This is a genomic window from Streptomyces vastus (assembly GCF_039532825.1).
GTDB lineage: Bacteria > Actinomycetota > Actinomycetes > Streptomycetales > Streptomycetaceae > Streptomyces > Streptomyces vastus.
This window is the reverse complement of sequence record NZ_BAAASJ010000104.1, coordinates 28,693-46,836: the sequence shown is the minus strand read 5'-3', so window position 1 is coordinate 46,836 and position 18,144 is coordinate 28,693. Positions and strand designations below refer to the sequence as shown.

The window sequence follows — 18,144 nt, the reverse complement described above, 5'->3', positions numbered from 1 at the left end:
GGGGCTCGGGGGTGCTGGGCGGTGGTTACGGTGTTCCGGACACCGTCACGGAAAGCCGAGAACCCGAGAGCCCATGCCATCGACAGACCTCACGCCGGCGCCCGGCAGCCCCGACGTCGGCGCGCCCGTGCCCGCGGAAGCCGTCGCCCCGCTGATGCGCGGGATCGCCGTGCTGCGCCGGCTCACCGAGGCGGGCGGGACGTCGAGTCTCAGCGGCCTGGAGCGGACGACGGGCCTCGCCAGGTCCACTGTCGACCGGATCGTGGCAACGCTGGAACGCATGGGGTACGTACGCCTCGACGGACGGGACGCCGTGCTCGCGCCGCGGCTGATGGAGCTGGGCAACGCGTATCTGTCCGCGCTGCGGCTGCCCCGGCTGCTGGACGCTCGGGCCGACGCGCTCGCGGACGAACTGGACGAGTCGGTGTCGCTGGCGGTCGCCGACCGGGACGGGATCCGTTTTATCCACCAGGCGACCCGGCGGCGGGCGATGTCGCTGAGCTTCCGGATCGGCGATCTGCTGCCCGCCGAACGCACCGCGCCCGGGCCGCTGTTCGCCACGGAATGGAGCGAGAAGGACTGGGCGCGGTGGCGCGAGCGGCGGGCGGCGGATCCCGAGGACCGGGGCTTCCCGGCGTTGCCGCCCGCTGAACGTCCCACCGCGGACAGGGAGTTCGAAGAGCGGACACAGGAGGCGGGCGAGCGGGGGTGGGCGCTGGACGACCAGCTGATCGAGCCGGGTCTGGTCGCCCTCTCCATGCCCGTACGCGATCACGGCAGTGGGCGTATCGCGTGTGTGGTGAGCGTGGTGAGTCACACCAGCCGGCACACGGCGGACTCGCTGCGGGAGACGTTGCTGCCCCGGTTGCGCGAAACCGTGCGCGCGATGGAAGGGGATCTGCGCGCCGGTCTGCGGGAGGTCCCGGCCGTTCCTCCGGCCGCTCCGTCGGGGCTCGCGGTCTGGACGGGGGCGTCGAAGCAGGAGCTGGGCCGGGAGTTCGTCGAGTCGCTGGCGCGCGGGCTGACCGTGCTGACGTCGTTCGGCGAGGGGCGGGCCGAGCTGACGCTCACGGAGGTCGCGCGGGCCACCGGGCTCGCGCGCGCGACGGCCCGCCGGGCGCTGATCACCCTCGAGCACCTGGGGTACGTCACCTCGCGCGGGCGGACCTTCGCGCTGACGCCCCGCGTCCTGGGCCTCGGCTTTCCACCGCTGTCCCGCACGACGCTCCCGCAGATCGCGGCACCACACCTGGCCGAACTGGCGGGCCGGCTCCACGACTCGGCGTCCCTGGCGGTCCTCACGGGTGACGAGATCCAGTACACGGCGCGCGTCGCCACCAGCCGCATCATGAGCGCCAGCATCACGATCGGCACGCGCCTGCCCGCGTACCCGACCTCACTGGGCCGCGTCATGCTCGCGGACCTGCCCCCCGCCGAACGCCCCACACCCACCGTGCCCGCGCTGACCCCGCGCACGATCACGGACCCTTCCTCGCTGACGGCCGTCCTGGACCGCGTACGACAGGACGGCTACGCCCTGGTCGACGAGGAACTGGAGGAAGGCCTGCGCTCCATCGCTGTCCCGGTCCGCGACCGCACGGGCACGGTGGTGGCAGCGGTGAACGTCGCCATGCACAGCTCCCGACGCACTCCGGAGCAGTGCGTCGGGGAGGTACTGCCGGACCTGCGCGCGACGGTGGACGCGATCGAGGCGGACCTGCGGGTGGCGGGGCGGTTCACACGGGTACCGGCGTCCTGAGCCGGACTGGTTCGGGGGCAGCCGTGGAGATCGGTGACGTCACGGGGCCTGCACGCCGCAGCCGCCTCGGCCGCTCTACGGGTCATCAACGAGAACATCGGCGCCGCCCTCCTCGCGGGCACCGACCCCCGGGAATTCGCCGACGCCCCCGAACACGTCGCGCACGCCATCCGCACCGCCACCGGGGGCTATGGGGGACCCGGTCACCCCGTGGCTTCCGTCGGCTCTTCCTCACCGCCCGCGTCGGTCGACAGGACGGTGACCGTGGTGCCGAGCTTTATCCGGTGCGTGGAGGCCGCTGCGGCGTTGATCACGGAGGTGGGCGAGGAGACGGTCGGGTTCAGCCCGTGAGCAGGAGCGCGGGGAGGGGTCAGAAGCTGTAGGGGCCGAAGCGCCCCCAGGCCACCAGGGCGGCCAGGATCAGCAGGACGGCGTTGAAGGCGATCCCGGCGGGTTCCTTGCGGCGGGCGTGGGTGATGGCGGCCAGCACCATCACCACCACCAGTCCGGCCGCGGCGAGCGGGGTCAGCACGGGGGCGATGCCGGTGGCCGCGGGCAGGATCAGCCCGAGGGCGGCGGCGAACTCCGCGATGCCTATGAAGCGGATGATGCCCTGGGAGAAGTCGGCCGCCCAGGGCAGCTTCTCGACCAGCTTGTCCTTGGGCTGGGTGGACTTCATGACGCCCGCCATGCCGAACATGGCGGCGAGCACAGCCTGCACGACCCACAGGAAGACGTTCACAGCAGGATGGATCCTTCGAAAAAAAGGGGGTGGGAGAGGCGGCGCCCCCTCCCGGGAAGGAGCGGGGTTTCCGCTCAGCCGTTGAAGACGGCCTCGGAGCGGGTGCGGTGTTCGTACAGGTCCCAATACAGGGGAGCGATCTGCTCGGGCGTGGCAGTCGGGAAGCCCGGAGGCCCGCCGTCGCCGATCCAGGTGTTGATCGCCACGTGGGCGGCGTACACGCCGGTGCCGGCCAGCTCGTTGTGCAGGTTGATCACCCAGTTGCGCAGGCCTGCCGCGGCAGCGTTGACGTTGCCGAGCATCGCCACTGGACTGACGGAGCCGCCGCCGGTGGTGAACAGCAGCGTCCCGGCGCCGGCCTCCCGCATGGCGGGCAGTACCGCCTGGGCGGCGGCGACGGCACCGTAGAGGGTGTACTCGATCTGCGGATGCAGATTGTCCACCGTGACCTCCGATGCGGCGGCCAGGGTGATGCCGGGCACCGGGGAGTGCGGGGCCGGGGAGTACTCCAGTACGTCGATGCCGCCGAAGTGGGCTTCGGCCGCGTCCAGGGCGTCGGTGAGCGAGGCGCGGTCCATGACGTCGCCGGGGAACGCGGCGGCCGTGATGCCTTCCTGGCCGAGCCGGTCGACCAGCGTCTGCAGCTTGTCCTTGGTACGGGCGATCAGGGCGATGTCGAAGCCGCGGCTGCCGAAGGTTCGGGCGATGGCCAGGCCCATGCCGGGGCCGGCGCCGACGATGGCGAGTGTGGTCACGATCAGCTCTCTTCCGTGAATCCGTGAATCCGTGAATCCGTCAATGCGTGCATCCGTGCATCCGTGCATCCGTGAAGCGGGGTGGGCTTCAGGAGCAGGTGACGGCGATCTTGCACGGGGTGCCGGCACCGAAGGCGGCGAACGCCTCCGTAGCCCGCTCCAGCGGGTAGGTGGCGGTGACCGGCACCCGCAGCGCGCCCGAGACGACCTGCACGGCCAGGGCGGTCAGGGTCTGGGCGTTGGGCTTGGCCATGATCGTGTGGACGGTGACGTCCTGGCCCTCGACGGCGTCCTGGGTCAGGCCGGTGGTGGAGGCGAGCTGTCCGCCCGGCCGCAGCAGACCCGCCAGCACCGCGCCGTCGCCCGCCAGGTGCAGCACCGCGTCGACACCGTCCGGGGCGATCGCGCGGACCTGCGCCGGAAGGTCACCGGTGAAGTCGACCACGTGGACTTCGGCTTCGGTCAGGCCGGTGACGAAGTCGGTCTGCGTGCCGGGGCGGGCGGTCGCGATCACCTTCGCACCGCGGGCGGCTGCGAGCTGCACCGCCAGTGCGCCCACCCCGCCAGTGGCGCCGGACACCAGCACCGTCTCACCCTCGGCTAGGGTCGCTGCGTTCAGGCTCTCAAGGGCGGTCGTCCCGGCCACGGCCGGCGCGCCCGCGTCCTCCGCCTTCAGGCCCGCGGAATAACGGGCGACGCCGTGTCCTGCGGACACGGTGACGTACTCCGCCAGCGACCCGGCGCCCAGGAACGGCTTCATCACCGCGCCGAAGACCGCGTCACCGACCGCGAAGCCGTCCATGCCCTCACCGACGGCCTCGACCGTGCCCGCGAAATCCTGGCCGAGCACCAGCGGGAACCGGTGCTCCATGAACGCTTGCGTGTAGCCGGCGGCGGTGGCGGCGTCGATGCCGTTCAGCGAGGCGGCGGCCACCTTCACCAGCAGTTCCCCGGCCTCCGGGCGAGGAATGTCCACCTCGGTCACGGCCGGGGTCGAGGGGACGGATTCGAGCGTGACAGCGCGCATGACAGCACCCTCCGGTAAATGAAACGGCCTCCCCGCTTCCACTGCCGCACAGCGTAGCAACAGAAGTGGGGAAACCATTCCACTTGGATAGGGTGAGGGCATGACTTCTTCCACAGTTCCCGGCGACACCCCGGACCAGCAGTCCGGAGCGGGACTGCGCGCCGACGCCGAACGCAACCGCTGCCGCATCCTGGCCGCCGCCCGCCGCCTCTACGCCCGGGCCGGACTCGACGTGTCCATGGCCTCCATCGCCCGGGAGGCCGGCGTCGGCCAAGCCACCCTCTCCCGCCGCTTCCCCACCAAGGACGACCTGGTCGCCGCCGTCTTCGCCGAACGCATGGACGCCTACGCCGCCGCCGTCACCGTCGCCCTGGACGACCCCGACCCCTGGCACGGCTTCACGGGCTATATCCACGCCGTGTGTGCCATGCAGGCCGCCGACCGAGGCTTCGCCGACGTCCTGACCATGACCTTCCCCGCCGCCAAGTCCCTGGAGGCCCGCCGCACCGAGTCGTACAACGGGTTCCTCGAACTCATCACCCGCGCCCAGAACAGCGGACACCTCCGCGACGACTTCGTCTCCGAGGACCTCGTCATCCTGCTCATGGCCAACGCAGGCGTCATCGCCGCCACCGGCGACGCCGCCCCCGACGCCTGGCGCCGCCTGGTCGGCCACATGCTCCGCTCGTACGCCACCCCCGGCACCGAGATCCCGCCACTGCCCGAGGCCCCCGCCCCCAGGGCCCTGTACCGCGCCATGGTCCGCCTCACACGAACCGGCAAGGACATCTCCTGACGGCCAACCGACCAACCGACCAACCTGGCCAATCGGATTGCCCGGGACCGTTTGGCGTCTGGGCTCAGAAATGGGTGGACATGCGGGTCCCCACCGATCTGACCTGCCACCCGGCAGCCAAGATGACCAATGCTCAAGCCACCTCAGCGCCAGCCGCTACACTGTGCGCGGCGGCACAGCTGCAGGCCAGCCCTGCCACCACAACTCTGCCGGGAACACGTCTGACGCCCACATCATCTGGGCACTAATTTCAGACACGTTTTCCGACAGATCCCCGCCTTCGCCGCCTTCGCGCCTTCGTGGGGCTTGTAGAAAACTCCGTCGCCGCAGGTCAGCGGGTGGCCAGGAGATCACTCCGGAACGCACACCCGTCGATTCGGAAACGCTCAGCTGATCGCTGCAGGTCAGGGCGCGATGTTGGATCATGTCGGTAGCTGTTGCATCGTCAGCAGTTCGACGGGGACAGCTGGAAGCCTCCGCTCCCCCTGAAGGGGCAGCTCCTTCCTCCCTGGTGCAGAAGCTGCTCACCCGAGCCAACAGGTGTTATGCATCGCTAAGGGTCGCGACCGCCTACCTGCTCGGCTTCTCAACCCGCCGGGTCGAGAAGCCCGCCGAGTCCCTCGGTGTCACACAGCTGTCGAAGTCCCAGGTCAGCGCGATGGTGAAGCACCTGGACGAGCAGGTTGCCGATTGCCGGAACCGGCCGCTCGACGCCGGGCCATATGCGTTCGTCTGGGTGGACGCGCTGACCCAGAAAGTCCGCGAGGGCTGCCGCATCATCAACGTCCACGTCCTGATCGCGGTCGGCGTCAACGCCGACGGCCACCGCGAGATCCTCGGCATCGACGTCGCCACCGCCAAGGACGGCGCCGGCCGGCTCGCCTTCCTACGCTCATCATTTCGGCGGACGGGAGGTCGTAGGCCGACCGGCCTCCATCATCTCGGCGACCCGGGCCATCGTCTCCCGCAGCCACATGTGCGCCGCGTCGTGTATGTGGACCGGATGCCACCACAAGGCCTGCTGGATCGGCACGGCGTCATAGGGCGGTTCCATGATGCGGACGGGTGCGACTCCGTCCAGCTCGTCGGCGAGACGCCTCTGAAGGAGAGCTACCCGGCGGGTGCCTGCGACCAGGAGTGGCATCAGCTGGAAACTGTCGACGGAGACCGCCACGCGCGGCTCGATGCCGAGCATGGCGATCTGGCGGGCGGCGGGGGCATCGTAGGCTCGTTGGTACGTCACCCACGGCAGCCGGGCCAGGTCGTCGAGGGTGAGCTGCTCGCCGACCTCGGGGTTGTCGTCCGCGACGAGGAAGACCCAGCTGTCCTGGTAGAGCTCGACCATGGGGAAGCCACGAATGATGCCGTGGGGCAGCAGTAGCCCGTCCACGGTGCTGAGCAGCGACCCGGTGCTGTCGATGATTTCGTTCGGTACCTGTTTGAACCTGAGCCGGATTCCTGGCGCCTCGGCTTGGACGGTGCGGGCGAGTTCGGTGCCGAATACGGCAACCGCGTAGTCCGAGGCGATCAGCGTGAACTCATGTTCCTCGCGGGAGGGGTCGAATTCGGCCTGACTGGCGAAGACGCGCTCCAGCAGGTCGCATGCGGTGGTGGTCCGGTCGAGGAGGGCCCGCCCGAGGGCGGTCAGTTCGTACCCTCCGCCCACCCGGGCGAGCAGGTCGTCGTCGAAGTGGCGGCGCAGCCGGGCCAGGGCCGCGCTCATCGCGGGCTGACTGAGCCCGATGCGCTGGCCGGCCCTGGTGACGTTGCGCTCCTGCAGGAGGGCGCGCAGGGCAACGACGAGGTTGAGGTCCAGGCTGGCCAAGTTCACGAAGCGTCCCAATTCCGGAGCCGGCAGCATCGGTATTCACCGGCTGGATTCTTATATACATGAAATCGATTTCCCTGATTGCAATCTACGGGCCAGATTAGTGGGACCGCAATCGGGAGGACATCTCCGTGAAATCCGCAGCCGCGTCGGCACCATTCGCACCCTTCTCGGGCCCTTTCGCCATCGGCACTCTCTCCGCATCGGGCGGAGCCGCGTTCCCCGGCCTCGTGGCGCCGGACGGCCGGGTGCTCGACCTGCGCGCGGCACTGGGTGAACCCGCGCTGACGACCCTTACGCTCCTGGAGCGCTGGGACGAGACGTTGCCCCGCCTGCACGCCCTCGCGGCGGATCCGGCCGACGCATGGCTGTCGCTCGATGACCTGCGGGTGCAGGCGCCAGTCGAGCCGCGGCAGATCTTCCAGTCGGGCGCCAACTACCGGCAGCACGTGATCGACCTGGCGGTCGCACACCGCGCCCCGGACGCCCCGGGCACCGTCGAGGAGGCCCGCGCCGAGGTCGCGGCGGTCATGGACAAGCGGGCCGCCGAGGACCTCCCGTACGTCTTCATCGGCCTGCCGACCACGATCAGCGGTCCCTACGACGACGTGGTGCTGCCCGCCTGGGCCCACAAGCCCGACTGGGAGCTGGAGGTGGCCGCTGTGATCTCCCGCCCCGCCTACCGGGTCACCGTGGAGGAAGCCCTGGAGTACGTCGCGGGCTACACCATCGCCAACGACCTCACCGACCGCGCGAGCGTCTTCCGCCGGGACATGCCCCCGATCGGCACCGACTGGCTGCGCAGCAAGAACGCCCCCGGCTTCACCCCGCTCGGCCCGTGGATCGTCCCGGCCTGCTCCATCGCCGACCCCTCCGACCTGCAGGTCACCCTGAAGCTCAACGGCGAGACCATGCAGGACGAGTCCACCAAGGACATGATCTTCGGCGTCGCACGGTTGGTCTCGTACATCTCCCAGACCGCCCGACTGCTTCCCGGCGACTTGGTTCTGACCGGCAGCCCCGCCGGCAACGGCATCCACTGGGGCCGGCTGCTGCGCGACGGCGACGTGATGGACGGCTCGGTCACCGGGCTCGGCGCCCAGCGCACCCGCTGTGTCGCGGAGGAAACCCGATGAGCGCCGACCGTATCGACCGTACGGATCCCGAGGCGGCGATCGCCGAGGCCGCGAAGGCGTACTCGAACTGGGGCCGCTGGGGCGAGGACGACGTGCTCGGCACGCTCAACTTCCTCGACGAGGCCAAGCGCCGCGAGGGCGCAGCCCTGATCCGCGACGGCGTCAGCTTCTCCTTGTCACAGAGCTTCGACATGGACGGCCCGCAGAAAGGCTGGCGGCGGCGTACGAACCCGGTGCACACGATGCTCGCCACCGGCACCGACGCCGCCCTGGGCGGCCAGGGCTTCCCGCACGGTTTCGGTGGCGCCGACGACGTGATCGCCATGCCCTTGCAGTGCTCCACCCAATGGGACGGGCTCGGGCACATCTTCGATCACGGCAAGGCGTGGAACGGCCGCCCGGCGGAGAAGGTCGTCACCTCCGAAGGCGACCTGGTCACCGGCATCGAGCACATGGCTCCGCACGTCGCCGGGCGGGGCGTCCTCCTCGACGTGGGCCTGGTCATCGGCCAGGACGGCGAACTGCCCGACGGCTTCGCCATCACCGAGGAGCACCTGACCGAAACCGCCGCCTCGCACGGTGTGACCGTCGGTCGTGGCGACCTGGTCCTCGTGCGCACCGGGCGGCTGGCCCGCGCCCGTCACGAAGGCTGGGGCGACTACGCGGGCGGGCCGGCGCCGGGGCTGAGCTTCAGTACGGCCGGCTGGCTGCACCGGAGCGAGATCGCCGGGATCGCCACCGACACCTGGGGCTTCGAGGTGCGGCCCAACGAGTTCGACCACGCCTTCCAGCCGCTGCACCAGGTCGCCATCCCTCACATCGGTCTGCTCATCGGTGAGATGTGGGACCTCGACGCCCTCGCCACGCATTGCGCCGCCGACGGCCGGTACGAGTTCTGGCTCACCGCCGCGCCACTGCCCATCACAGGGTCCGTCGGCTCACCGGTGAATCCCATCGCCGTCAAGTAACGCCCTGGACTGCCGGGCGGGCCACGCCCGGACGGCTACGCCACCCTCGCCCGCCCTGCCCGCAACACCCCCCTTGCCGCTCGAAGTCGCGCGGCTCCATCTCAGGGAGAACCCATGAACGACCCCCGTCCCCGCACCGTCCTCGTCATAGGCGGCGGCGCGTCCGGCAACGCCGTGACCGTGCTGCTGCGGCGGGCGGGCATCGCCGTGGAACTGATCGAGGCCAAGCCCGACTGGAACGTGCTCGGTTCCGGCATCACCCTCCAGGGCAACGCGCTGCGCGTGCTGCGCGAAGTGGGTGTATGGGACAAGGTCCGGGAGAGCGGCTACGCCGTCGACGCCGTCGGCCTGGCCGCGCCCGACGGGACCGTGTTCCATGTCCAGCAGGACATCCGCACCGGTGGGGACGACCTGCCCCCGATCTTCGGCATGCAGCGGCCCCGGCTCCAGGAGATTCTGTGTGAGGCCGTTCTCGAGAGCGGCGCGACGGTACGCCTTGGCACCACCGCCGAGGAACTGGTCCAGGACGCGTCCGGCGTCACCGCCCGGTTCAGCGACGGCACCGAGGGCCGCTACGACCTTGTCATCGCCGCCGACGGCGTCAGCTCCCGCACGCGCGCGATGATCGGCATCAGCGACAAACCCGAACCGACCGGCATGGCCATCTGGCGCGTCCCCGTGCCCCGCCCCGAGGCCGTGGAGCGCATGGACCTGGCCTACGGCGGAACCTGTTACATCGCCGGCTACTGCCCCACCAGCAAGAACACCATCTACGCCTACCTCGTCGAGGCCAACCGCGACCGCGCCTCCATCGACCCGGCCTCGTACGCGGACGAGATGCGGCGGCTGGCCGCGCCCTACGGGGGTGCGTGGCCGGAGATCGCCGCGAGCATCACCGACCCCGCCAAGGTCAACTACACCTGGTTCGACCGGCTGCTCGTCGAGGGCTCCTGGCACCGCGGCCGGGTCGTCCTGATCGGTGACGCGGCCCACGTCTGTCCCCCCACGATCGCCCAGGGCGCGGCCATGTCGCTGGAGGACGCCTCCGTACTGGCCGAGATGCTGAGCGAGGAGCAGGACTGGAGTTCCCTCGAAGCCCTGCTGACCGGCTTCTACGAACGCCGGATCGGCCGTGTCCGCATGGTGGTCGAAGCATCCGTGCAACTCGGTCAGTGGCAGCTGGACGGCGCCCGTGACGCCGACGCACCCGGCCTGATGAGCCGCACGATGTCCGCCCTGCAGGAGACCCCGTGAACTCCGTGAACCCCGTGAGTTCCCAGAACAGCGCACCCACGATCGACGTCCACGCGCACGTCCTGCTCCCTCAGGTCGAGGACGCCGTCGCCGGACACCCCGGGCTTGCCGCGGCCCGCGATCTCGACGCCCGCCGCAACGGCCCCGAGGCCATCGCCGTCAGCGGCCCGATGTTCCGGGACCGCTTCCCGAGGCTGACCGACGTCAAGGCCCGGCTCGCCGCGATGGACGCCTCCGGGGTCGACGTCCAGCTGGTCTCGCCGTCTCCGTCGCACTACCACTACTGGGCCGACGAGGACCTGGCCCGTACGGTGTGGGAACGTGCCAACGAGGGCACCGCCGCGCACGTCGCCCAGGCCCCGGAACGGCTGCACGGCCTCGGCCTCGTCCCGCTCCAGCACCCGGGCCTCGCCGTCGAAGCCCTCGAACACGCCCTCGGCCTGGGCCTGCGCGGTGTCGAGATCTCCAGCCACGCACCGGGACGCGAACTGTCGGACCCCGCGTACGAACCGTTCTGGACACGGGCCGAGGAAACCGGAGCGATCCTCTTCCTGCACCCCTTCGGCTGCACGCTCGACGAACGCCTCAACCGCTGGTACCTGTCCAACACCGTCGGCCAACCGACCGAGAACGCCGTTGCCCTGTCCCATCTGATCTTCTCCGGAGTCCTGGACCGGCACCCGGGGTTGCGCATCGTCGCCGCCCACGGCGGCGGCTATCTGCCCACCCACATCGGCCGCTCCGACCACGCCTGGCTCGCCCGCACCGACACCCGCGGCTGCGCGCACCCGCCCAGCAGCTACCTCAAGCAGCTGTACTTCGACTCCCTTGTCCACGACCCGGACGTCCTGCGCGAGCTGATCCGGGTGGCCGGCCCCGACCGGGTGCTGCTCGGCTCCGACTTCCCCTTCGACATGGGCACCGACGACCCCCTCGGTGCTCTGCGCGACGTCACGGACCTGCCCGCCCCCGACTTCCACGCCGTACGCGGCGGCAACGCGGCAGCGCTGCTGCGTCTCACCTGAGGAGCCCGACATGACCAACCGTCTGCTCACCCACCTGCGACACGTCGACCTGGCCGTGCCGGACTACGACAAGCAGCTCGACTTCTACGCCGGCGTCTGGGGCCTGACCAAGGTCGCCGAGGACTCCGGCATCTCCTTCCTGGCCGCCGAGGGCTCCCCCGAGCAGTACATCGTCCGGCTGCGCAAGGCCGAGGAGAAGCGTCTCGACCTGATCTCCTACGGCGCGGCGAACCCCGCCGACGTGGACACGCTCGCCGAGCAACTCCTCGCGGGTGGAGTGCAGTTGATCTCCCAGCCGGGCAAGGTCGACACCCCCGGCGGCGGCTACGGCTTCCGCTTCTTCGACATCGACGGCCGCACCATCGAGGTCTCGGCCGACGTCGAGGCGCGCCGGCACCGTCGTGTCGAGGAGAAGGAGTCCATTCCCGTCCGTCTCTCGCACGTCGTCCTGAACTCCCCCGACATCAACGCCACCCGCGCCTGGTACGAGCAGCACCTCGACTTCCGGCTGTCCGACACGATGACCTTGCCGCACATGGGCGAGGTCATGCACTTCATGCGGATCAGCAACCAGCACCACTCCATGGCCATCGCCAGCGGTCCGCACACCTCCCTGCAGCACCTCTCCTTCGAGATGCGCGGCATCGACGAGTACATGCGCGGCTCCGGCCGCGTGATGCGCTCCGGCGCCCGCAAGATCTGGGGCCCGGGGCGGCACATGGCGGGCGACAACACCTTCACGTACTTCCTCGACCCCCACGGCAACACCGTGGAGTACACCACCGAGCTGGAAAAGCTGGACGAGGACACCTGGCACCCGCACATCTACGACCTGACGAAGCCCGAGAACGCCGACCAGTGGGGCACGTCCAACCCGATGAACGAGATGGTCGCCAAGGAAATGCTCAACGACGTCGACCGCGGCGTCTTCGTCGCTCCGCCGGTCTGACCCCTTGGCCCCGGGGGCTCGGCGCACTCCCCCGCCCTGCCATGCCGCCGCGCCCCCGGCCTGTGTCGACCCACCCAGCTCCCTAGGAATGCCATGCGTTTCGCCACGTACGAACAGCACGGCCGCAGCCGTCTCGCCACCGTCGAGGACGACGGCGTCCTCTACCCCTGCCCCGGCCGATCCTCGCTTCTCGATCTGATCCAGGCCGGTCCCGTGGCACTGCGCGAGGCGGGCAACGCAAGCCTGGACGTGCCGCGCGGCCCGCACGTCTCACAGGTGCGACTGCTGCCGCCGCTCCAACCACCGTCCGTACGCGACTTCGTCACGTTCGAGGAGCACGTCGAGGGTGTACGGCGCAGCATCGACGGAGTCTCGGGCGCCCCGGACGCCTGGTACGACGCGCCCACCTTCTACTTCACCAACCCCTACGCGGTCATCGGCGCTCACGACGACGTCCCCGTGCCGCCCGGCAGCCAGGCACTGGACTTCGAACTCGAAGTCGCCGCGGTCATCGGCCGCGAGGGCCGCGACCTCACCCCCGAGCAGGCCCGCGACCACATCATCGGCTACACCCTCTACAACGACTGGTCCGCACGCGACCTCCAGTCCCGCGAGATGCAGGTCAGCCTCGGCCCCTGCAAGGGCAAGGACACCGCCACCACCCTCGGCCCGTACCTCGTCACCGCGGACGAGCTGGAGCCCTACCGCGACAGCGACGGGTTCCTGCGCCTGGCGCTGACCGCCGAGATCAACGGCGAGGTCGTCGGCAAGGACCTGCTGTCCAACATGAGCTGGACGTTCGAGGAGATGACCGCCTACGCCTCCCGCGGCACCTGGGTACGCCCCGGCGACGTACTCGGCTCCGGCACCTGCGGAAACGGTGGCTGCCTCGCCGAGCTCTGGGGCGTGCGCGGCCGCCAGGACCCGCCACCGCTGAAGCCCGGCGACACCGTCACCCTCACCGTCGAGGGCATCGGCACCGTCTCCAACACCGTGGTACCCGGTGCCGAACCGGTGGCCGTCCCTCGCGCCCGTACGCGCCCGCGAACGCGCCCGTGAACCGCGCGGCGGAGAGCAGACTGGACGACAAGGTCGTCGTCACCGGGGCCGCGCGCAGGCAGGGCACGGTGGAGGCTCCGGCCCGGGCGGGAGCGACCGTGACCGCCACCGATGTGACACAGGCACGAAGGCGCTGGTCGCCTCACAGACCGGCCGGGTGCACGCGCCTCTCGGCGACGAACGAGCAGCCGACCGTGCCGGTGCCGACGACTTCAAGCGCGTCACCCTTGAGCTCGGAGGCAACGACGCTGCCATCCTTCTCGACGACTTCGACGTCGCAGGGATGACCACTCCCCTCTTCCTCGCAGCCTTCGACAACACGGGGCAGAAGTGCATCTGCGCCAAGCGCGTCTACGTGGCACAGTCGCGCATGGACGACGTGGCGGCAGGCCTCGCGGCAGAGGCGGCGAAGGTCGTGCTCGGCCAGGGCACCAGCCCAGATGTCACCATGGGCCCCCTGCAGAACAAGGCGCAGTATGAGAAGGTCCTGGCGTTCATCGATGACGCTGTCGCCAAGGGTGCCACTGTGGTCACTGGCGGAAAGGCTGTGGAGGGACCCGGCTACTTCGTCGAACCGACGATCCTGAAGAACTGCCGTCCGGGCATGAAGGTGGTAGACGAGGAGCAGTTCGGCCCGATCATGCCTCTCATCGCATTCGACGACCTCGACGAGGCGATCGAGCAGGCCAACGAAACCGACTTCGGTCTCGGAGGTTCCGTGTGGGGTGCTGATGTGGAACGGGCCGAAGCCGTCGCTTCGCGGATGTACTCCGGCATGGTGTGGGTGAATGGCCACGGAGACGGCGACTTCCCTGCTCAGCCGTTCATGGGGGTCAAGTCCTCCGGCCTTGGTGCCGAGATGGGCCAGTGGGGATTCAGCAGCGCGAGCGATCTGCGCGTCGACTACACAACGATCGACCGGGTGTGAGCTGAGTGCACTCGGGGGGCCGCATGGTCCCCCCGGATGCACTGCCGGGCACCGCGCCGACGATGCCTCGCCCGCGTCGACACGAACACTCCGATCCGCCCGGCGCGGACGAGCCCCACGCGCCCTGCGACCGGCGCGACGGGAATCACAGCTGCGCACGCGTCGCCGTCGCCTCGCGTCTCGTCGACAGGCCGGCACACGACCCGAAGATGGCACTGTTCGTACCGGACCCTGGGCCGGCAGACGCCCATCTTGCCTCTGCGCCGGTCGCAGCCATCTCACAGGCGAGCGAGAGGTGATCCTCGGGTGATCGCCCCCCCGAGCCTGAGGAGCCCAGCGGGACCTCGGCGGTCCTAAGAGGGCTCGAAACCGTGTGTGGGGCTGGGGGTTCCGTACGGGTGTGCTGTTCAGGTGATTGTGGCTGTGCGGGGGCATGAAGGCAGGGCCTCTCGGTAGGTCAGAGGGTGTCTACGCCACTGCTCACCGGGAGGCCCTGTTGCCGCAGTTGTATCGGTCTGCCGCGAAAGAGTCCATTCTGGACACGCGGACGTGTGACTGCTTCGCCCACACGTACGGGAACGCGGCGGACAATCCAAGCGGCGGGCACTGCTGTCCGACCGACATGACGGACACGGAGTGGGCCGCGGTCCGCGAAATGGTTCCGGTGCCGGCGTGGGGTGAGGGCCGGGGCGGCCGGCCGGAGGAGTACTGCCACCGGGACATACTCGACGCGATCCGGTATGTGGTGGACAAGGGCGTGACGTGGCCTGCGCTGCCTGCGGATTACCTATTAGTTACGTGGAATCACGTGCCGCGGGATGCAGTTCGTATCCTGCGGCGTCCCCACGTACTGAGGAGATCCGTTGGGCAGCGCGGTGGTGTTGGAGGAGAAGTGGCCGGTCCTTGGCCGGCACGAGAGGGCGGCCGAGTGGCTGCGAATATGGACGGATCTGGGGCGGGCACCCCGGACGATCGACGCGTACGCGCGGGGACTGGCTGAGTACCTGCTGGTCTGCGAGCGAGACGGAATCGACCCGATTACCGCGAAGCGTCTGCACGTGGCGGCGTTCGTGAAGGAGCTGGCAACGCGGCCGGGCCGTCGGGGAGGCAATGTCGTCGTGCTGGACTCCGGGGCCGGCTTGGCGAACGCGACGCTGCAGCAACGCTTGGTGCCGGTGCGGCTGTTCTACGACTACCTCATCGAGGAGGGTCTGCGAGAGTCCAACCCGGTCGGCCGAGGCCGCTACACGCCCGGCCGGAAGTTCGGCGGATACCAGCGAGGGCTGGTACCCCGGCTGACGAAACTGCCGTGGATCCCGAGCGAACAGCAGTGGCTCGACCTGCTGGACGTCGCGCGCGAGGAACCCGTACGCAACCGCGTCATGCTCGCTCTCGCCTACGACGCGGCCCTGCGGCGTGAGGAACTGTGCTCACTGCGGACCGATGACCTCGACCCAGCCCACCGGACCCTGCGGATTCGGGCCGAGACGACCAAGACCCGGCGGGAGCGCGTCGTCCCCTACTCGGCGGCGACCGGGGTTCTGCTGTCCGGCTATCTCACGCATCGGGCCACAATCAGCCGGGCACGCGGGCCGCTCTTCTTGTCCGAGTCACGCCGCAACTACGGCCAGCCGCTGACCCTGTGGACCTGGTCGAAGGTGATTCGGCGCATTGGTCTCGCCGCCGACCTGCCGAGGTTCTCGACTCACACCACGCGGCATCTGTGCTTGACCGACCTGGCCCGGATGGGCTGGGAACTGCACGCCATCGCATCTTTTGCCGGGCACCGCAGCACCGAGTCGACGCTGACCTACATCCACCTGTCCGGCCGGGACCTGGCGGAGAAGCTGAGCCGCGGTATGGAGCAGATCCACTCCTGGCGGGTGGACATGCTGGCCCGAGCCGGCCACGCCTCCGGGACGATCGCCCGGTGACCGCGCAGCCCATGCCGTTCTCCGCGCGGCAGGCCAGGGCGCTGGCCTGGCCGTGGTCCGTGGACCTGGCCCGCTACGACCGTCGCGGCCTGCTCACCATGGCCGAGGCGGACGCCCTCCGCTCCCTGAGCGTCGACCAGCTCCGGCACGTGGGCCTCGCTATCGCCGCGCCTGCGCTGCGTCCGGTCGCCCGGCTGGTCCGGCCCCTGGCGGATGCCCTTGGCGCACTGCATTGGCCGCCGAACGACCGTCACCAGCGGCGGTATGCGCGCGACGCGGCCGGACTGGTGCTGATCCGCTGCGGTGAACTGGGCCGCGCGTATTGGGGCTGGTCGGTGCAGGACTGGGTGGAATTGATCAACACTGACGGCGCCAAGTTCCGGCGCTCGTGGGGCGGCCAGATCGGCCCCAATGCTCGCCCGTTCCTCATCGCCTACGCCTACCTGCTGGGCGACTTCACGGCCTTCGACCGGCTCGGCCGCTTCCAACGGCCGAGCCTGGCCCACCGCGTCTTCGGCACCGACGTCGTAGACGACGCAGTCCGGCAGGTCTGCACGACACTGGCCGACTGGGGCTACCGCCGCGGAGCCGACCGGCTGACCTCCGCCATCTGCCAGATCCTGCTGCTCAACCGCAGCCCCCTCCTGCAGGATCTGTCCGACGAGGCCCTGGCCGCCATCCGCACGGCTCCGGCCATGCACGGGCAGTGGGGCAACGATCTCCACGGCATCCACCGCGCGGTCGCCGCCCTCGGGCAAGCGGACCCGCCGCCGCACGGCCCCGGCACGGCCCCGGCCTCGCCGCGATCGAAGGCACCTCGGCGGCCTGGGCGGACTGGGCCGAGCGGTGGTACGCGACCTCCACCCTCACCCCGAAGATCCGCGCCAGCTACCGCAGTGTGCTGGCCAAGATCGGCCGGTGGCTGGCCTGCGAACACCCCGAGATCACCGAGCCGGATCAGTGGACCCGCCAGACCTGCGCGTCCTGGGTCGCGACGGTGGACCGCATGTCGGTCGGCGACTTCTCTCAGTGGACGCACGGCATGCGCTCCCAGGACCGGATCGGCAAGCCGCTGACGCCCGAGTCGAAGTCCGGCTACCTGAAGGTGCCGCGGGCGTTCTTCCGCGATCTGCACGAATGGGAGTGGATCCCGCGCCGCTTCGACCCCGCTCACGCGCTGCGCACTCCTCGCAGCGTCCGGGCTCTCCTGGGCCCGGACCCGCGGGTGATCGCGGATGACATCTGGGCGAAGCTGCTGTGGGCCGGTCTGAATGTCGAGCCTGGCGACCTGCCGACCGCTGACGGCCGCACCTACCCGGTCGAATTCATCCGCGCGATCACGTTGACCTGGTTGTTCGCCGGACAGCGCAGCGACGAGATAGCCCGGCTGCGGGTCGGCTGCATCCGCTGGCAGCACGACGGGATGCCCATTCCCGGCGACTCCGGCGAGGTGCTGGCCCGCGACGCCGTCTGCCTGCTAGATGTGCCCACCCACAAGACCGGCACTGCGTTCACCAAGCCCGTCGACCCGCTGCTGGGCCAGGCCATCGAGGCATGGCAGGCCATCCGGCCCGAGCAGCCCGCGATGCTCGACTCCAAGACGGGCGAGTACGCCGATTTCCTGTTCGCCCACCGGGCCCGCCGGGTCGCCAAGCACTACATCAACACGGCGATCATCCCGATGCTCTGCCGCAAGGCCGGCGTCCCCACCGCCGACGTCCGCGGCAACATCACCAGCCACCGGGCCCGGTCCACCATCGCCAGCCAGCTCTACAACGCCAAGGAACCGATGACGCTCTTCGAGCTGCAGGAATGGCTCGGTCACCGGACTCCTGAGGCGACCGCGCACTACGCGAAGATCACGCCGAACACGCTGGCCAGGGCCTACAGCGACGCCGGGTACTTCGCCCGCAACGTCCGCACCATCGAAGTGCTCGTCGACCGTGACGCGGTCACCTCCGGCGCCGCCGCCGACGGCGAGCCC

The 18,144-nt window shown here is 69.9% G+C and carries 18 protein-coding genes and 1 pseudogene; 15 read left to right on the top strand and 4 right to left on the bottom strand.

Translation table 11 applies throughout. The features are described from left to right. Positions 1-73 precede the first annotated feature (73 nt). Both ABD357_RS33195 and ABD357_RS33190 read left to right on the top strand, forming a co-directional pair. A complete protein-coding gene (locus ABD357_RS33195; protein ID WP_344394807.1) occupies positions 74-1,759 on the top strand; it encodes an IclR family transcriptional regulator domain-containing protein in 1,686 nt (561 codons plus the stop codon). Between the two features lie 33 nt (positions 1,760-1,792). Next, positions 1,793-2,110, top strand: a complete 318-nt coding sequence (locus ABD357_RS33190) for a hypothetical protein (protein ID WP_344394805.1) — start codon at positions 1,793-1,795, stop codon at positions 2,108-2,110. Between the two features lie 19 nt (positions 2,111-2,129). Here ABD357_RS33190 and ABD357_RS33185 read toward each other — a convergent pair whose 3' ends face one another. The 3 genes from ABD357_RS33185 to ABD357_RS33175 all read right to left on the bottom strand — a co-directional run bounded on the left by ABD357_RS33185 (position 2,130) and on the right by ABD357_RS33175 (position 4,283). Then, positions 2,130-2,501, bottom strand: coding sequence for a DoxX family protein (locus ABD357_RS33185; protein WP_344394803.1), 372 nt, complete (start codon positions 2,499-2,501; stop codon positions 2,130-2,132). A 74-nt stretch (positions 2,502-2,575) separates the two neighbouring features. Beyond that, positions 2,576-3,256, bottom strand: coding sequence for an SDR family NAD(P)-dependent oxidoreductase (locus ABD357_RS33180; protein ID WP_344394801.1), 681 nt, complete (start codon positions 3,254-3,256; stop codon positions 2,576-2,578). Between the two features lie 88 nt (positions 3,257-3,344). After that, a complete protein-coding gene (locus tag ABD357_RS33175; RefSeq protein WP_344394799.1) occupies positions 3,345-4,283 on the bottom strand; it encodes an NADP-dependent oxidoreductase in 939 nt (312 codons plus the stop codon). A 100-nt stretch (positions 4,284-4,383) separates the two neighbouring features. On the opposite strand from ABD357_RS33175, the gene ABD357_RS33170 reads away from it, so the two are divergent. Both ABD357_RS33170 and ABD357_RS33165 read left to right on the top strand, forming a co-directional pair. After that, positions 4,384-5,079: a TetR/AcrR family transcriptional regulator gene (locus ABD357_RS33170; protein ID WP_344394797.1), complete on the top strand. Its 696-nt coding sequence runs from the start codon at positions 4,384-4,386 to the stop codon at positions 5,077-5,079. 559 nt (positions 5,080-5,638) lie between these two features. Continuing rightward, positions 5,639-5,986, top strand: a pseudogene (locus ABD357_RS33165) (transposase); the annotation flags it as partial. Here ABD357_RS33165 and ABD357_RS33160 read toward each other — a convergent pair. Beyond that, the gene (locus ABD357_RS33160; RefSeq protein ID WP_344394795.1) at positions 5,975-6,910 is read right to left on the bottom strand and encodes a LysR family transcriptional regulator; all 936 of its coding nucleotides are present in this window, start codon (positions 6,908-6,910) and stop codon (positions 5,975-5,977) included. The pseudogene ABD357_RS33165 and the gene ABD357_RS33160 sit on opposite strands and share 12 nt — an antisense overlap. A gap of 122 nt (positions 6,911-7,032) precedes the next feature. Between ABD357_RS33160 and ABD357_RS33155 the strand changes: the two genes are divergently transcribed. The 11 genes from ABD357_RS33155 to ABD357_RS33105 form a co-directional block, all read left to right on the top strand. Further along, positions 7,033-8,043, top strand: coding sequence for a fumarylacetoacetate hydrolase family protein (locus ABD357_RS33155; protein ID WP_344395059.1), 1,011 nt, complete (start codon positions 7,033-7,035; stop codon positions 8,041-8,043). Next, the gene (locus tag ABD357_RS33150) at positions 8,040-9,011 is read left to right on the top strand and encodes a cyclase family protein (protein ID WP_344394793.1); all 972 of its coding nucleotides are present in this window, start codon (positions 8,040-8,042) and stop codon (positions 9,009-9,011) included. The genes ABD357_RS33155 and ABD357_RS33150 overlap by 4 nt, the downstream gene beginning before the upstream one ends. 114 nt (positions 9,012-9,125) lie before the next feature. Further along, the gene (locus ABD357_RS33145) at positions 9,126-10,265 is read left to right on the top strand and encodes an FAD-dependent oxidoreductase (protein ID WP_344394791.1); all 1,140 of its coding nucleotides are present in this window, start codon (positions 9,126-9,128) and stop codon (positions 10,263-10,265) included. Next, positions 10,262-11,290 (top strand): amidohydrolase family protein, encoded by a 1,029-nt coding sequence (locus tag ABD357_RS33140; RefSeq protein ID WP_344394789.1) that lies wholly within the window; start codon positions 10,262-10,264, stop codon positions 11,288-11,290. Before ABD357_RS33145 ends, ABD357_RS33140 begins: the two co-directional genes overlap by 4 nt. A gap of 10 nt (positions 11,291-11,300) precedes the next feature. Next, positions 11,301-12,239 carry a VOC family protein gene (locus ABD357_RS33135; RefSeq protein ID WP_344394787.1) on the top strand — a complete coding sequence of 313 codons (939 nt, stop codon included), beginning with the start codon at positions 11,301-11,303 and terminating at the stop codon, positions 12,237-12,239. 93 nt (positions 12,240-12,332) lie between these two features. Beyond that, complete coding sequence (locus tag ABD357_RS33130; RefSeq protein WP_344394785.1) at positions 12,333-13,298, top strand: fumarylacetoacetate hydrolase family protein; 966 nt, start codon at positions 12,333-12,335, stop codon at positions 13,296-13,298. Between the two features lie 157 nt (positions 13,299-13,455). Further along, positions 13,456-14,226: an aldehyde dehydrogenase family protein gene (locus tag ABD357_RS33125; protein ID WP_344394783.1), complete on the top strand. Its 771-nt coding sequence runs from the start codon at positions 13,456-13,458 to the stop codon at positions 14,224-14,226. Positions 14,227-14,659: 433 nt separating this feature from the next. After that, positions 14,660-15,226 carry a transposase gene (locus ABD357_RS33120; RefSeq protein WP_344394781.1) on the top strand — a complete coding sequence of 189 codons (567 nt, stop codon included), beginning with the start codon at positions 14,660-14,662 and terminating at the stop codon, positions 15,224-15,226. Continuing rightward, positions 15,108-16,160 (top strand): tyrosine-type recombinase/integrase, encoded by a 1,053-nt coding sequence (locus ABD357_RS33115; RefSeq protein ID WP_344395058.1) that lies wholly within the window; start codon positions 15,108-15,110, stop codon positions 16,158-16,160. Before ABD357_RS33120 ends, ABD357_RS33115 begins: the two co-directional genes overlap by 119 nt. Further along, on the top strand, positions 16,157-17,236 hold the full coding sequence (locus ABD357_RS33110) for a hypothetical protein (RefSeq protein ID WP_344394779.1): 1,080 nt from the start codon (positions 16,157-16,159) through the stop codon (positions 17,234-17,236). Before ABD357_RS33115 ends, ABD357_RS33110 begins: the two co-directional genes overlap by 4 nt. Next, positions 17,167-18,144, top strand: a 978-nt coding sequence (locus ABD357_RS33105; protein WP_344395057.1) for a tyrosine-type recombinase/integrase, incomplete at its 3' end; no start/stop codon positions are given. The genes ABD357_RS33110 and ABD357_RS33105, both read left to right, overlap by 70 nt.

Bases quoted from the DNA above. Each gene is read 5' to 3' on its own strand.
- ABD357_RS33195 (WP_344394807.1), top strand. From the start codon at position 74: ATGCCATCGACAGACCTCACGCCGGCGCCCGGCAGCCCCGACGTCGGC.
- ABD357_RS33175 (WP_344394799.1), bottom strand. From the start codon at position 4,283: ATGCGCGCTGTCACGCTCGAATCCGTCCCCTCGACCCCGGCCGTGACC.
- ABD357_RS33170 (WP_344394797.1), top strand. From the start codon at position 4,384: ATGACTTCTTCCACAGTTCCCGGCGACACCCCGGACCAGCAGTCCGGA.
- ABD357_RS33150 (WP_344394793.1), top strand. From the start codon at position 8,040: ATGAGCGCCGACCGTATCGACCGTACGGATCCCGAGGCGGCGATCGCC.
- ABD357_RS33145 (WP_344394791.1), top strand. From the start codon at position 9,126: ATGAACGACCCCCGTCCCCGCACCGTCCTCGTCATAGGCGGCGGCGCG.
- ABD357_RS33135 (WP_344394787.1), top strand. From the start codon at position 11,301: ATGACCAACCGTCTGCTCACCCACCTGCGACACGTCGACCTGGCCGTG.
- ABD357_RS33130 (WP_344394785.1), top strand. From the start codon at position 12,333: ATGCGTTTCGCCACGTACGAACAGCACGGCCGCAGCCGTCTCGCCACC.
- ABD357_RS33120 (WP_344394781.1), top strand. From the start codon at position 14,660: ATGAAGGCAGGGCCTCTCGGTAGGTCAGAGGGTGTCTACGCCACTGCT.